The following is a 14,402-nucleotide window of genomic DNA, read 5'->3' as shown; positions in this document are numbered from 1 at the left end:
GCGGGCGTCGATCAGCTCGGCCGCCGCGTCAACGCCAGCAGGCAGCCGAAGCCGATCATCATGCTGCCGCTCACGCGGTTGAACCAGCGCATCGCGCGGCTGCCGCCGGCCAGCCGGCGCATGCGCGCGCCGAGCAGCGCATAGAGCGCGATCGCCACCACCTCGAAGACCAGGAAGGTCAGGCCCAGCAGCAGATAGCTCGAGGCATAGGCGCCCGGCACCACGAACTGCGGGAAGAAGGCGGTGAACACCAGGATCGCCTTCGGGTTGCCCGCGGCGACGGTGAACTCCTGCCGCACCAGCACGCGCATCGGCGGCGGGCCCGCGAGCTCGCGCGCCTGCTGCGCCAGTTCGGGCGCGGGCGCGCGCAGCAGCCGGATGCCGATCCACACGAGGTAGGCGGCGCCGATCCACTTGACGATGTCGAAGGCCAGTTCGGAGGCGACCAGCACCGCGCCCATGCCCAGGCCGGCGATCGCGATCATCAGCGCGAAGGCGACCAGGCGGCCGGCCGCGGCGGTCACGGCCTGCGCGATGCCGTAGCGCGCGCCGTTGCTCACCGAGAGCAGGTTGTTGGGGCCGAACGCCATGTTGATGGCGAAGCAGGCCGGCAGGAACAGCAGGTAGGCGGACAGGGTCATGGCGTCTGCGTGCGGTGGGAATCTGGGGAGGCGACCATTATCCGCAGCGCCGCGGACCGCCGGCTTCAGCCGAGCGCCTGGCGCCGGAAATCGCTCGGGCTCAGGCCCGTGTGGGCGCGGAACACGCGGCTGAAATGCGAGAGGTTCACGAAGCCGGCCGCGAGCGCGATGGCGGTCACGGGCTCGGCCGCGCGTGCCGGGTCGCGCAGCGCGCGGATGCTGGCGGCCAGCCGCTGCTGCTGGATGTAGCCCGCGAGCGTGTCCTCGCCATCGGCGAAGGCGCCGTGCAGCAGCCGCTTGCTGCAGCGCAGCGCCTGCGCGATGCCCTCGACCGACAGGGCCGGGTCGTGCAGGTTCTGCGCCACGTGGTGGCGGATGCGGTCGGCCAGCGCCTCGCGCTGGGTCTGCTGCGTGTGCTGGCCGGCCAGCTCCATCAGCGACAGCCGCACAAGCTGGATCAGCAGCTCGCCCGCGCCGCGCGCGGCCGCCTCGCTCATCGAGGGCAGCTCCTGGTAGGTGCTGCGCATGGTCTCGAGCGCCACGCGCGAGATGCCGCTGGTGCCGCCGACGCGCCGCGCCACCAGCTGCGCGAGCGGCAGCGAGGGCAGGGCCAGCTGTTCCTTGGGCAGCATCACGATCAGGTGGTCGCTGCGCTCGGGATTGGCCACCGTGTAGTCGAGCGTGGTGTCGTAGAGCGTCCAGCCGCCCGAGCGCACCGCCGCCGCGCGGCCCTTCTGCACCACCTCGGCCGAGCCCTGCCAGGGCGCCACGATCTTCAGGTAGGCCGCGTCGCTCAGGCGCGCCATCTGCGCGGTGCGCAGCACCCGGTGGCGGTTGGCCTCGAGCCGCGTGAGGATCACGTCGCCCGCGCGCGAGGCCGCCAGGTGGCCGTCGAACGGCACCTCGTCGCCGTAGAGGTCGGAGCCCAGGCCGCCGAAGTGGCGGTACACCCACTCGCACCACGCCGGGCCGCGCTCGCGCGGCGGCACTTCGTCGGTCGACAGCAGTTGCGATGCGGTCATGGCGCGGCGGAAGGCGAAGGGGGTCGATGGAGGTGGATGGGGCGCCCATTGTGGGCCGCGCGGGCGCCGGCTCGCCTTGCGGGTTAACCACTAGCCGGCTGCACGCTGGGACAAGCGCTTTGTGCACCGCCGGCACAGCGTCCGCGCGGTGCCGTTCCTACGATGCCGGCAGGGCCCGTACCGGGCGCCGCACGACCCGAACATCGAAGGAGACCGCCGTGTTCCACACCCCTCGCCGCCGCTGGATCCAGGGCGCCGCCGCGCTCGGCGCCGCCGCCATGGCGCCGCGCCTGTTCGCCCAGCAGGGCGCGCCGGTGCGCATCGGCTATGCCATCGCCCGCACCGGTCCCTGGGCCGCGGGCGCGCAGGTGAGCCAGGAGCCCAACTACCTGCTGTGGGCCGAGCAGGTCAACGCGGCCGGCGGCCTCGCGGTGAAGGGCGGGGCCAGGCGTCCGATCGAGCTGATCGGCTACGACGACCGCAGCGAGACCGAGACCTGCGTGCGCACCTTCGAGAAGCTCATGGGCAGCGACAAGGTCGACCTGGTGCTGCCGCCCTGGGGCTCGGGCGCCAACTTCGCGGTCGCGCCGCTGGCCAACCGCCTCGGCTATCCGCTGCTCGCGCCCACCGCGCTGTCGCGCAAGCTCATCGACATGCGGCTGCCGTACTTCTTCTCGCTGCTGCAGCAGCCCGACAAGATGATGGGCGCGCTGGTCGACCTGCTGGTGGCCCAGGGCGCGAAGACCGTGGCCATCGTCTACATGGACGACCTGTTCGGCCTCGAGAACTTCGCGGCGCTCAACAACGCGCTCAAGAAGACGCAGATCCAGGTGGTGGAGCGCAAGAGCTATCCGCTCGGCGTGAAGGACCTGGCGCCGGTGCTGCGCGGCATCAAGGACCTGAACCCCGACGCCTTCATCGGCATCACCTATCCGCCCGACACCATCCTCGCGAGCCGCCAGGCGCGCGAGGTGGGCTTCAACCCGAAGTTCTTCTATGCCTCGGTCGGCACCGCCTTCCAGTTGTACAAGAACGTGATGGCCGCCAACACCGAGGGCGTGATCGGCATGGGCTCGTGGAACGGCAAGACCAGCCCCGGCGCCAAGGCCTATTTCGACGCCCACACGAAGAAGTTCGGCAAGGAGCCCGACCGCTGGGCCAGCGGCCATGCCTGGGCCGGCCTCGAGATCCTGCAGCAGGCGGTGGCCAGCGTGGGGCTGGACCGCAAGGCGCTGCGCGAGCACATCGCCAGGACCGAGTTCGGGACCATCCTCGGGCCGATCCGCTTCGAGGGCAGCGAGAACGCCTCGGTGCCCGGCACCGTCGCGCAATGGCAGGGCGGCGAGTTCGAGGTCGTGTGGCCGAAGGACCGCGCCACCGCGCAGCTCGCGCCCAAGCCGGCCTGGAAGTAGCCGCATGTCCTTCGGAGGATGGGCCGAGCTGCTGGCCGGCGGATTGATCTCGGGCGGCATCTACGCGCTGGTGGCCATCGGCCTGAACCTGCAGTACGGGCTGATGCGCATCATGAACATCTCGCACGGCGAGTTCCTGATGCTCGGCGCCTTCCTGACCTGGTGGGCCCACACCGCGCTGGGCATCTCGCCGCTGCTGTTCGTGCCGGTGGCCTTCGCGCTGCTGATGGCGCTGGGCATGGCGGTGCACTGGCTGTGCTTTCGCCAGGTGGCGGCGCGCGCGCCCAACGTCGAGGTGTTCGAGGCGCGCAGCCTGATGGTGGGCTTCGGCCTGATGTTCCTGGTGCAGAACACCGCGCTGCTGGTGTGGGGCGGCGACCTGCGCGGCTACGACTACCTGGCCGAGCCGGTGCAGCTCGGCGCGATGCGCTTCACGGCCAACAAGCTGGTGCTGTTCGGCGTCGCGCTCGCGCTGAGCCTGGTGCTGGTGGCGCTGCTCAAGCGCACCCTGCTGGGCAAGGCGGTGCGCGCGCTGATGCAGTCGCCCACCGGCGCGCAACTGGTCGGCATCAACACCCGGCGGCTGCATCCGCTGATGTTCGGCATCGGCCTGGGCCTCTCGGGCGTGGCCGGCGCGCTGCTGTCGATGACCTACGAGATATCGCCCTCGATGGGCGAGCCCTACACCGTGACCGCGCTGATCGTCATCACGCTCGGCGGCTTCGGCAGCATCGCCGGCAGCCTGGTCGGCGGCCTGCTGCTCGGCGTGGTCGAGGCGCTGGGCATGTACTTCACCAGCCCCTCGCTCAAGATGCTGCTGTCGTACGCCGTGTTCATCGGCGTGCTGATCTGGCGGCCCAACGGATTGTTCTCGCGATGAGTTCCCTGTCCTCTTCTTCCGCGCGGCCGTGGCTGCTGCTCGGCGCCGCCGCCGCGCTCGCCGCCTGCGTGCCCTGGGTCGCCAGCGAGTTCCTGAGCTCGGTGGCGCTGGGCTGCCTGATGTACATCGCGCTGGCCACGAGCTGGTCGCTGTTCTGCGGCGCCACGCGCTACCTGTCGCTCGCCACCTCGGCCTTCTTCGGCCTCGGCGCCTATGCCAGCGCCGTGCTGCTCGACGTGCTGCCCTGGCCGCTGGTGATCCTCGGCGGCGCCGCCATCGCGAGCGCGGTCGCGCTGCTGATGGGCGCGGCCGTGCTGCACCTGCGCGGCACCTATTTCGCGGTGCTGACCTTCGGCATGACCGAGCTGATCCGGCATGCGCTGACCTTCGTCGAGAAGCAGGTCTCGGGCACCGTGGGCCGGGTGCTGACCGAGGTGCCGTCCAACGAGACGGTCTACCTCACGGTGCTCGCGATCGCCGTGCTCGCGATCGCCACCGCGATGGCCGTGAAGCGCAGCCGCTTCGGCCTCGCGCTCGCGGGCATCGGTGCCGACGAGCAGCGCGCCCAGACCCTGGGCGTGGACACGCGGCGCGTGAAGATCGCCGGCTTCGCGCTCACCGCGGCCTTCGCGGGCGCGGTCGGCGCGGCGATGGCGGTGCGCTGGACCTACATCGAACCGGCCGCCGTCTTCAGCCCCTTCATCGGTTTCCAGACCGTGCTGATCGCGATGATCGGCGGCGCCGCCAGCATCGGCGGGCCGGTGCTCGCGGCCGTGGTGTTCAGCGTGCTGTCCGAGACCCTGCGGCTGCAGCTGCCCTACGGCTACATGATGGTGCTGGGGCTGCTGCTGATCCTGTGCGTGATGTACCTGCCCGAGGGGCTGGCGTCGCTGTGGCGGCGCAAGGCGAAGGGAGTGCGCCATGTCTGAGGCCGCGCGACCCCTGCTGCTCGAGGCGCGCGAGGTCAGCGTGCGCTTCGGCGGCCTCACCGCCGTCGACGCGGTCAGCGTCGCGCTGCATGCCGGCGAGCTGGTCGGCATCATCGGTCCCAACGGCGCGGGAAAGACCACCTTCTTCAACGCCATCTCGGGCGTGGTGATGCCCACCGGCGGGCAGCTGCTGGTGGAGGGCGGCATCGACCTCACGCGCCGCGGCCCGCACCGCTTCGCCGCGCACGGCATCGCGCGCACCTTCCAGACGCCGCGCGTGATGGCCGGCATGAGCCTCGAGGACAACGTGCGTTTCGGCATGCAGTTCGCGGGCCGGCACCGCGCGCCGCTGCCGGGCCTCGCGAGCGTGGGGGAGATCCTCGACATGCTGGGCCTGGGCGCGTTCGCCGACCGGCTCGCGGCCGAGGTCACGCCCTCGCAGCAGCGGCTGCTCGAGATCGGCATGGCGCTCGGCACGCGGCCGCGCGTGCTGCTGCTCGACGAGGTCGCGGCCGGGCTCACCGAGGCCGAGGTCGAGGCCATGGCGCAGCGCATCCGCCGGCTGCGCGACGGGCACGGGCTCACCGTGGTGTGGATCGAGCATGCGGTGACCACCCTGCTGAAGTACGTCGAGCGCGTGCTGGTGCTGCACCAGGGCCGCAAGATCGCCGACGGCACGCCCGCCGAGGTGGTGCGCAACGCGGAGGTGATCGAGGCCTACCTGGGCGACGAGATGGAGGCCACGGCATGAGCGTTGCATCGAACGACGGCAGCCGCCTCGCCGTGCGCGGCCTGCGCGCCGGCTACCACGGCTTCGAGGTGGTGCAGGGGCTCGACCTCGAGGCCGAGCCCGGCGTGACCGTGGTGCTGGGCCCCAACGGCGCCGGCAAGACCACGCTGCTGAAGGCGCTGGCCGGCCTGCTGCCGCGCCGCGGCGAGGCGCTGCTCGACGGCGTGGCGCTGCCCGCGGGCGATGCCACCGCCTGCGTGCGCCGCGGCATGGCGCTGGTGGCCGAGGGCCGCCAGTTGTTCGCGCAGATGACGGTGACCGAGAACCTCGAGCTCGGCGGCTGGCTGGTGCCCACCGCGCTGCGTGCCGAGCGGCTGGCGCGCGCCTTCGACGACTTCCCGCGGCTGCGCGAGCGTGCGAGGCAGCTGGCCGGCACCATGAGCGGTGGCGAGCAGCAGATGGTGGCGGTGGCGCGCGCCATGATGAGCGGGCCGCGCCTCCTGATGCTCGACGAGCCCTCGCTGGGCCTCGCGCCGCGCATGGTCGACGAGCTGCTGGCCATCGTGCGCCGCATCGCGGACCAGGGCGTGACCGTGCTGATGGTCGAGCAGAACGTGCGCAAGGCGCTGCAGGCCGCCGATCGCGGCTACGTGCTCGAGCGCGGCCGCATCGTGGCCGCGGGCGAGGCCCGCGCGCTGCTCGATTCCGACGCGGTGCGCCAGGCCTACCTCGGCGTCGCCTGAACCTTCTTCCAGCCAAGGACTTTCCCATGACCGACATCCTCATGTGCATCGGCGGCGAACGCCGTCCGGCCGAAGGCGGCGCCGTCTTCGAGCGCCGCAACCCGCTCGATGGCGCCGTCGCCACGCGCGCCCCCGCCGCCACCGCGCGCGATGCCGTCGCCGCGGTCGAGGCCGCGCAACGAGCGTTCGGCGCCTGGTCGCAGACCGGCCCCGGCGAGCGCCGCGCGCTGCTGCTGAAGGCCGCGCAGGCGATCGAGGCGCGCCACGACGACTTCGTGCAGGCGATGGCGCGCGAGACCGGCGCCTCGGCGCTGTGGGCCGGTTTCAATGTGCACCTCGCGGCCGGGCTGCTGACCGAGGCGGCCGCGCTCACCACCCAGATCGGCGGCGAGGTGATTCCCTCCGACGTGCCCGGCAGCCTCGCGATGGGCGTGCGCCAGGCGGCCGGCGTGGTGCTCGGCATCGCGCCGTGGAACGCGCCCGTGATCCTCGGCGTGCGCGCGCTCGCCACGCCGCTGGCCTGCGGCAACACGGTGGTGTTCAAGGGCTCGGAGCTGTGCCCGCAGACCCATGCGCTGATCGTCGATGCGCTGCACGACGCCGGCCTGCCGCCGGGCACGGTGAACTTCGTGACCAACGCGCCGGCCGACGCGGCCGAGGTGGTCGAGGCGATCGTCGCGCACCCGGCGGTGCGGCGCGTCAACTTCACCGGCTCCACGCGCGTGGGCCGGCTGATCGCGCAGACCTGCGCGCGCCACCTCAAGCCCGCCGTGCTCGAACTTGGCGGCAAGGCGCCCTTCGTGGTGCTCGACGATGCCGACATCGACGCCGCGGTCGATGCCGCCGTGTTCGGCGCCTTCGCCAACTCGGGCCAGATCTGCATGTCGACCGAGCGCATCGTGCTCGACGAGCGCATCGCCGACGCGTTCGTTTCCAGGTTCGCTGCGCGCGCGAAGAGCCTGCCGCTGGGCGACCCGCGCGAGGGCCCGGTGGTGCTGGGCTCGGTGGTCGACATGGCGACCGTGGAGCGCTGCAACGCATTGATCGACGATGCGCTGGCCCAGGGCGCGGTGCTGGTGTGCGGCGGCCGCGCCGAGAACACGCTGATGCCGGCCACCGTGCTCGACCGCGTGACGCCCGCGATGCGCGTCTACGGCGAGGAGACCTTCGGTCCGCTCAAGGCCATCGTGCGCGTGGCCGATACCGAGGCAGCGATCGCCACCGCCAACGACAACGCCTTCGGCCTCTCGTCGGCCGTGTTCGGCCGCGACATCGCGCGCGCCTGGAACGTGGCGCGCCGCATCGAGGCCGGCATCTGCCACGTCAACGGGCCCACGGTGCACGACGAGGCGCAGATGCCCTTCGGCGGCGTGAAGGCCTCGGGCTACGGCCGTTTCGGCGGCAAGGCCGGCGTGGAGGCCTTCACCGAGCTGCGCTGGCTCACGGTGCAGACCACGCCGCGGCACTACCCGTTCTGAGGCATCGCCCCGGCTTCAGCCGAAAGTGAAGACATAGGCCTGCGCGCCGGGGTCGAGGAACTCGATCTCGAACAGCCGCTCGCGCGCGCCCTGCTGCTGGCGCACCAGCTGGTAGAGCCGCTGCGCGTCGACCGTGCCCTGCCCTTGCGCGTCGGTGTCGAAGCCGTGGTCGGCCAGGGGCGGCTGGCCGTCGATGCGCACGCGGAAGCGCACCGGCTTGCCGTCGGCCGCGGGGCCGAGCACCAGGTGCAGGTCGCGCGCCTGGAAGCGGTAGGCGATGCGCCCGCCCGGGCGCGCGAGCACCGCGCGCTCGGCATCGACCGCCCAGTCGCCCGCCAGCGCCCACTGGTTGATGCGCAGCGCGGCCGGCACCTGGTAGGCATGGGTGCGGCCCGCGACCAGCCCGCCCGGCGAGGCGAAGCCCTCGGCGCGTTCCTGGCCGATGTAGGTCTCGCCCGAGCGCACGGGCTCGGTGCCGGGCGCGGCCTGCGTGCCCAGGCCCTGCGGCGCGACCAGCCCCGCGGCCGCCACGCGCGTTTGCCCGGCCTCGGCCAGCAGCTGCTGGATCACCTGCTCCGACTTCGCGTACTGGCCTTCGCCGGACAGCTGGTGGCGGATGCGCCCCTGCGCGTCGACGAAATAGAAGGCCGGCCAGGCCTGGTTGCCGAAGGCGCGCCAGATCGCGTAGTCGCTGTCGACCGCGACCGGGAAGCCGATCTCGAGGTCCTTCACCGCGCGGCGCACGTTGGCCGGGCGCTTCTCGAAGGCGAACTCGGGCGTGTGCACGCCCACCACCACGAGGCCGGCGTCCTTGTACTTCTCGGCCCAGGCGCGCAGGTAGGGCAGGGTGCGCAGGCAGTTGATGCAGGAGTAGGTCCAGAAGTCGACCAGCACCACCTTGCCACGCAGCGCCTCGGGCGTGAGCGGCGGCGAGTTGATCCATTCGGTCGCGCCGGCCAGCGCGGGGAACGGGCCCTGGTCGCGCAAAGGGCGCGGCGTGAAGGCGGGCGCGGGCGCGGGGGCTTCGGCGCTGGTCAGCATCAGGCCGCCGCGGTCCTGGCGCGCGGACTGCGGCACGGCGGGCTTCGGCGGGCCGAGGCGGTCGAGCAGCGCCTGTTCGAGCGCGTTGGTGCCGCCGCCCGAGAGCCGGCTCAGCAGGCCGGTGTCCAGCCCGAGCGCGATCGCGCCCACGCCCGCGAGCACCGCGGCGCCGGCCGCGCGGCGCAGCCATTCGCCGGTGCGCAGCGAGGCCTTCATGCGCGCGAACATCCGGTGGCCGAACAGCAGCGCGGCCGCCAGCGAGGTGCAGGCGCCGGCCGCGTAGGCCAGGAGCAGCAGCGAGGTGCCGGCGCTGGCGCCGTTGAGCGCGGCGCCGGTCAGGATCAGGCCCAGGATCGGCCCCGCGCAGGGCGCCCACAGCAGGCCCGTGCCCACGCCCAGCAGCAGCGGCGAGAACACCGAGCCGCCGGTGGGCGCGTCGGCCAGCCGCAAGCCGAGCGCCACCAGCGGCCGGCTCAGCCGGTCGGCCAGCGCGGGCAGCAGCAGCGTGAGGCCGAACAGCGCGAGCAGCGCGATCGCCGCGTAGCGCCCCCACTCGTTGAGCGCCACCACCCAGCCGCCGCCCACGGCCGCGAGGGTGGCGACGGCCGCGAAGGCCAGCGCCATGCCCGCGAGCATGGGCAGGCCGTGCGAGCGGAACGGGCGGTCGGCGCGCGCGAACACGAAGGGCAGCACCGGCAGGATGCAGGGGCTCAGGATGGTGAGCACCCCGCCGAGGTAGGCAACGATGAGAACGAGCATGGTGGCGCTCCTGGTTGGGTCGTGGATGGATCGATGGGAAGGGGCGTGCGCATCCCGCGCGGCCTCGCGTCGCGGGGCCGCCGTCGGGTGTCGCCGTGGTGGGTTGTGTGCGCTCAGTCGCCCGGCGCGGGGCGCGTGCCCAGCAGCAGGCTGGCCTCGAGCCCGCCCTCGGGCCGGTTGGCCAGCCGCAGCTGCGCGCCCATCGCGGTCGCGAGCTGCTGGGCGATCGCCAGGCCCAGGCCGGTGCCGCCGGTGTCGCGGTTGCGCGAGCTCTCGACGCGGTAGAAGGGCTTGAGCACCGCGTCGAGCTCGTCGGCCGGGATGCCCGGGCCGTTGTCGACCACCGCGATGCGCAGCTGGCCGCCCGCGGCCTCGGGCTGCACGCGCACGCTGACCTCGGTGCCGAACTTGAGCGCGTTGTCGATCAGGTTGGCGAGGATGCGGCGCAGTGCGTTGGGCCGGGTCACGATCGGCGTGCCGGCACGGCCCTCGAGCCGCACCGGCTGGCCCGCGTCCTCGTAGTCGGCGAGCATGCTCTGCACGAGCGCATCGGCATCCACGCGCAGCGGCGGCTCGGTCGCGCCGTGCAGCGTGCGCGCATAGGTCACGCCCTCGCGCACCAGCGAATTCATCGCGTCGAGGTCCTGGCGGAACTTGTCGCGCTCGGGCGTGGCGTCCATCAGCTCGGTGCGCAGCCGCATGCGCGTGATCGGCGTCTGCAGGTCGTGCGAGATCGCGGCCAGGATCTCGACGCGCTCCGACATGTAGCCCGAGATGCGCTGCTGCATCGCATTGAAGGCGCGCGCGGCATGGGCCACCTCGCTCGGGCCGTGCTCGTCGAGCGGCCGGCCCTTGAGGTCGGGCCCGAGCTCGTCGGCCGCGCTCGCGAGCTGCGCCAGCGGCCGCGTGACCAGCCGCACCGCGGCCCAGGCGCACAGCGCGAGCACCAGCAGCTGGACCGCCATGCCCCACATCAGCCAGGGCGACATCGGCATGTCGACGCGGCGCGCATGCACGATCAGCGCCGAGCCGTCGTGCAGCCGCACCTGGATCTCCAGGCCGCCGGCGGGGTTGCCGACCTCGCCGATCTTCACGATCTCGAACGGGCGCATCGCGTCCATGATGGCCTCGCCGAACTGGCGCAGCGAGGCCGAGGCCGGCGTGCCGCCGCCGGCCTCGCCGCCGAGCGTGAAGTGGTAGTTGCGCCGCTCCAGCCGCGCGAGCCAGTCCGCGCGCTCGCCGGCCGGCAGGCGGTCGAGCAGCGCCACCGAGCTCGCGATGTCGCGCTCGATGCCGATCATCATCAGCTCGCGCATCGCGAGGCCGCGCTCGTAGTTGATCGCGCCGAAGGTCAGGGCCTGCGCGATCGCGAGGCCGACCACGATGATCAGCGTGACGCGCGCGAACAGCGAGCGCGGGACCAGCCGGCGCAGCCCGCGGCGGACGGGGGCGGCCTGGCTGGCGGCGGGGCTGGCGGGGGTGGGCATGGACGCCTTTATAGACGGACGGAGGAGGGCACCGGCGCGGCTCAGACCAGGCGCAGCGTCACGTCGATGTTGCCGCGCGTGGCCTTCGAGTACGGGCAGGTCTGGTGCGCCGCGTCGACCAGGCCCTGGGCCACCTCGCGGTCCAGGCCCGGGATGCTCACGTCGAGCCGGGCCTGCAGGAAGTAGCCGCCCGTGCCGGTGCCGAGGTCGACCTCGGCGTTCACGCTGAGGTCGGCCGGCAGCGCGATCTTCTGCTTCGCGGCGGCCAGGCCCATCGCGCCGATGAAGCAGGCCGACCAGCCGGCCGCGAACAGCTGCTCGGGGTTGGTGCCCTGGCCGGCGGAGCCGGGCGAGGACAGCTGGATGTCGAGCCGGCCGTCGCTGCTGCGCGCGCTGCCGTCGCGGCCGCCGGAGGTGGTGTGGGTCTTGCCGGTGTAGAGGACCTTGTCGATCTGGCTCATGGTGGTTCCTTGGATGGATGAAGAAGGGTCTGTTCGTCGAACGGAACGGATTCTTGGGCCGCGACCATCCCCGCGGCGCGCCTTGCGTATGCCTGTGTATCCGCGCGAAAAACGCACACAGTACGTTTCACGTCCCCGGGCGCAGCCAGCCCCGAATGCAACGGCATGTGGCGCCGCGCCGCGCCCGATACTTGGACATACAAAAGCCGCTGGCGCGCGCCGGCCGGCGGCTACATTGCGCTGCACGACAACCCAGAGACCGCGCCATGAACACCAGGCCCTCCGACCACATCCTCATCGTCGACGACGACCGGGAGATCCGCGAACTGCTGAGCACCTACCTGGTGAAGAACGGCCTGCGCGTGGTGGCGGTGCCGACCGGGCGCCACATGCGCGCGGCGCTCGAGGACTCGGGGCCCTTCGACCTGATCATCCTCGACCTGATGCTGCCGGGCGAGGACGGCCTGACGCTGTGCCGCGACCTGCGCACCGGCAAGTACAAGGCCACGCCGATCCTGATGCTGACCGCGCGCAGCGAGGAGGCCGACCGCATCCTGGGCCTGGAGATGGGCGCCGACGACTACCTGGCCAAGCCCTTCTCGGCGCGCGAGCTGCTCGCGCGCATCCGCTCGGTGATGCGCCGCACCCGCATGCTGCCGCCCAACATGGGCTCGGCCGAGGCCGCGCGCAAGCTGGTGTTCGGCGAATGGCAGGTCGACACGGTGGAGCGCCACCTGCTCGACGAGAGCGGCACCATGGTCGCGCTCAGCGGCGCCGAGTACCGGCTGCTGCGCGTGTTCCTCGACCATCCGCAGAAGGTGCTGAGCCGCGACCAACTGCTGAGCCTGACCCAGGGCCGCGAGGCCGAGCTGTTCGAGCGCTCGATCGACCTGCTGGTGAGCCGGCTGCGCCAGCGCCTGCGCGACGATGCGCGCGAGCCGCGCTACCTGAAGACGGTGCGCAGCGAGGGCTACGTGCTGGCCGCGGCGGTCGAGGCGCGCGACTAGGCGCCTTTTCGCTTCGAAGGACCCGTCGCCGAGCGGGTCGAGATGCATTGGCAGTTCGTCGGCTGGCGGACTTCATGTGCGAAGCCGCCCGCGAGGAACAGCAGGGCGAACCAGAGCTTCTTCATCTCAGGACGCCGGCGCGGGTTCGGCCAGCAGCGCCTGGATCTTCTTCTCGGTGGCGCCGTAGCTGCCCTCGCCGAAGTGCGAATAGACGATGCGGCCCTGCTTGTCGATCAGGTAGACGGCCGGCCAGTACTGGTTGCGGAAGGCCTTCCAGGTGCCATAGCTGTTGTCCTGCGCCACCGCGTGGCGGATCTGCAGGCGCTGGATCGCGTCCTTCACGTTCTGCGTCGACTTCTCGTAGGCGAACTCGGGCGTGTGCACGCCGACCACGACCAGCCCCTGGTCCTTGTACTTCGCGTCCCAGTCCTTGACGTAGGGCAGGTGGTTCAGGCAGTTGATGCAGGTGTAGGTCCAGAAGTCGACCAGCACCACCTTGCCGCGCAGCGCGGCCATGTCCAGCGGCGGCGAGTTGAGCCAGGTGTCGATGTTGGTGAAGGCCGGCGCGGGCGCGGCCTGCGCGGCGGGGATATCGCCGCCGCCGGGCGGCGCGGCGAGGGTGACGAAAGCCACCGAGGCGGCGATGGCGGCGGCGATGGCGAGCGGTGCGGCGGGGATGCGCATGGCGGTTCCTTCGGGTGAGAAAGAGGCGGTGGAAGAATCGATGCGGCGATTCTTCGATGCCCGCCGCCGCTGCCGCGCGCGCTGCGTATTCCTGTGTATCCGCGGGACGCGGACCGCACAGTACGTTGCACGCTGCTAGCTGTTGAGCGTGAACCCCGTCTGCTTCACCACCGCCTGCCAGCGCGCGATCTCGTCGTTCAGGTGCTTCGCGAAGGCCTGGCTGCCGCGCGGCATCGGGTCGATGAAGGCATCGGCCAGCCGGGCCTTGACCTCGGGCAGGTCGAGCACCTTGGCGAGCGCGGCGTTCAGGCGCTGCTGCACGTCGGCGGGCGTCTTCGCGGGCACCATGAGGCCGTACCAGACGCTGCCGACGATGCCGGGCGCGCTCTCGGCGAAGGTCTGCACCTGCGGCAGCTTGGGATCGCGCGCCGTGCTCGCGATGGCGAGCACCTTGAGCCGCTTCGCCTCGATGTGCGGCATGCAGGCCGGCACCGAGTTGATCACCATCGGCACCTGGCCGCCGATGGCATCGGTCAGCGCGAGCGCGCCGCCCTTGTAGGGCACGTGCACCAGCTCCATCCCGGTCTTGAGCTTGAGCAGCTCGTAGAGCAGGTGCGGCGCCGAGCCCTGGCCCGGCGTGCCGACGCCGTACTGGCGCACCTGCTCGCGCGGCAGCGCCAGCAGCTCCTTGAGCGAGTTGGCGGGGAACGACGGATGCGCCACCAGCAGTTGCGGCGAGGAGCCGATCAGCGTGAGCGGCGCGAAGTCCCGGATCGAATCGAAGGGCAGCCGCGGCTGCACCGCCGCGTTGGTGGCGTGCGCGGCATCGGCGATCAGCAGCGTGTAGCCATCGGCCGCGCTCTTGGCCACGGCATCGGTGCCGATCATGGCGGAGGCGCCGGCCTTGTTGTCGACGATGACGTTCCAGCCGCTGGACTCGGTCAGCTTCTGCGCGACCAGGCGCCCGACCACGTCGGAGCCGCCACCGGGCGCATAGGGCACGACCAAGCGGATCGGGCGGCTCGGGTAGTCATTGGCGAAGGCGGGGCGGCCGAGCGACAGGGCCGCGGCCGAGAGGGAGGTGGCGACGAAGTCGCGGCGGGACAGGGTGGGCATGGTGGATCTCCT

General features: G+C 72.1%; 14 protein-coding genes. 7 read left to right on the top strand and 7 right to left on the bottom strand.

Annotated elements, in window-relative coordinates; all coding sequences use genetic code 11:
- Nucleotides 1-11: 11 nt before the first annotated feature.
- Nucleotides 12-641, bottom strand: a complete 630-nt coding sequence (locus AC1HIL_RS02505; RefSeq protein ID WP_208509744.1) for a LysE family translocator — start codon at nt 639-641, stop codon at nt 12-14.
- Nucleotides 642-706: 65 nt separating this feature from the next.
- The gene (locus AC1HIL_RS02500) at nt 707-1,663 is read right to left on the bottom strand and encodes an AraC-like ligand-binding domain-containing protein (RefSeq protein WP_296794833.1); all 957 of its coding nucleotides are present in this window, start codon (nt 1,661-1,663) and stop codon (nt 707-709) included.
- A 278-nt stretch (nt 1,664-1,941) separates the two neighbouring features.
- On the opposite strand from AC1HIL_RS02500, the gene AC1HIL_RS02495 reads away from it, so the two are divergent.
- Genes AC1HIL_RS02495 through AC1HIL_RS02470 form a run of 6 tightly spaced genes read left to right on the top strand, consistent with a single transcriptional unit; the run spans nt 1,942 to nt 7,835 of the window.
- Nucleotides 1,942-3,075, top strand: coding sequence for an amino acid ABC transporter substrate-binding protein (locus AC1HIL_RS02495; RefSeq protein ID WP_479672464.1), 1,134 nt, complete (start codon nt 1,942-1,944; stop codon nt 3,073-3,075).
- Nucleotides 3,076-3,079: 4 nt separating this feature from the next.
- The gene (locus AC1HIL_RS02490; RefSeq protein WP_261212896.1) at nt 3,080-3,955 is read left to right on the top strand and encodes a branched-chain amino acid ABC transporter permease; all 876 of its coding nucleotides are present in this window, start codon (nt 3,080-3,082) and stop codon (nt 3,953-3,955) included.
- Nucleotides 3,952-4,884, top strand: coding sequence for a branched-chain amino acid ABC transporter permease (locus tag AC1HIL_RS02485; protein WP_479671067.1), 933 nt, complete (start codon nt 3,952-3,954; stop codon nt 4,882-4,884). The genes AC1HIL_RS02490 and AC1HIL_RS02485 overlap by 4 nt, the downstream gene beginning before the upstream one ends.
- Nucleotides 4,877-5,635: an ABC transporter ATP-binding protein gene (locus tag AC1HIL_RS02480; protein ID WP_479671066.1), complete on the top strand. Its 759-nt coding sequence runs from the start codon at nt 4,877-4,879 to the stop codon at nt 5,633-5,635. The genes AC1HIL_RS02485 and AC1HIL_RS02480 overlap by 8 nt, the downstream gene beginning before the upstream one ends.
- On the top strand, nt 5,632-6,357 hold the full coding sequence (locus AC1HIL_RS02475) for an ABC transporter ATP-binding protein (RefSeq protein ID WP_479671065.1): 726 nt from the start codon (nt 5,632-5,634) through the stop codon (nt 6,355-6,357). Before AC1HIL_RS02480 ends, AC1HIL_RS02475 begins: the two co-directional genes overlap by 4 nt.
- A 26-nt stretch (nt 6,358-6,383) precedes the next feature.
- Nucleotides 6,384-7,835, top strand: a complete 1,452-nt coding sequence (locus AC1HIL_RS02470) for an aldehyde dehydrogenase (RefSeq protein WP_479671064.1) — start codon at nt 6,384-6,386, stop codon at nt 7,833-7,835.
- A gap of 15 nt (nt 7,836-7,850) precedes the next feature.
- On the opposite strand, the gene AC1HIL_RS02465 is transcribed toward AC1HIL_RS02470, so the two are convergent.
- From AC1HIL_RS02465 to AC1HIL_RS02455, 3 genes are all read right to left on the bottom strand, one after another.
- Entirely contained in the window at nt 7,851-9,635 is a 1,785-nt protein-coding gene (locus AC1HIL_RS02465; protein ID WP_479671063.1) for a cytochrome c biogenesis protein DipZ, read from the bottom strand.
- A gap of 113 nt (nt 9,636-9,748) precedes the next feature.
- On the bottom strand, nt 9,749-11,122 hold the full coding sequence (locus AC1HIL_RS02460) for an ATP-binding protein (protein ID WP_479671062.1): 1,374 nt from the start codon (nt 11,120-11,122) through the stop codon (nt 9,749-9,751).
- A 41-nt stretch (nt 11,123-11,163) separates the two neighbouring features.
- The gene (locus tag AC1HIL_RS02455; RefSeq protein WP_057597880.1) at nt 11,164-11,583 is read right to left on the bottom strand and encodes an organic hydroperoxide resistance protein; all 420 of its coding nucleotides are present in this window, start codon (nt 11,581-11,583) and stop codon (nt 11,164-11,166) included.
- Between the two features lie 266 nt (nt 11,584-11,849).
- Between AC1HIL_RS02455 and AC1HIL_RS02450 the strand changes: the two genes are divergently transcribed.
- The gene (locus tag AC1HIL_RS02450; RefSeq protein ID WP_057597879.1) at nt 11,850-12,590 is read left to right on the top strand and encodes a response regulator; all 741 of its coding nucleotides are present in this window, start codon (nt 11,850-11,852) and stop codon (nt 12,588-12,590) included.
- Between the two features lie 126 nt (nt 12,591-12,716).
- Here AC1HIL_RS02450 and AC1HIL_RS02445 read toward each other — a convergent pair whose 3' ends face one another.
- Nucleotides 12,717-13,274, bottom strand: a complete 558-nt coding sequence (locus AC1HIL_RS02445) for a thioredoxin family protein (RefSeq protein ID WP_057597878.1) — start codon at nt 13,272-13,274, stop codon at nt 12,717-12,719.
- Nucleotides 13,275-13,409: 135 nt separating this feature from the next.
- A complete protein-coding gene (locus AC1HIL_RS02440) occupies nt 13,410-14,390 on the bottom strand; it encodes a tripartite tricarboxylate transporter substrate binding protein (protein ID WP_261212914.1) in 981 nt (326 codons plus the stop codon).
- Nucleotides 14,391-14,402: the final 12 nt, after the last annotated feature.

The sequence above is a fragment of the Variovorax sp. ISS6 genome (assembly GCF_056523145.1).
The sequence above is the reverse complement of the archived record's forward strand: the minus strand, read 5'-3'. Positions and strand labels throughout refer to the sequence as shown.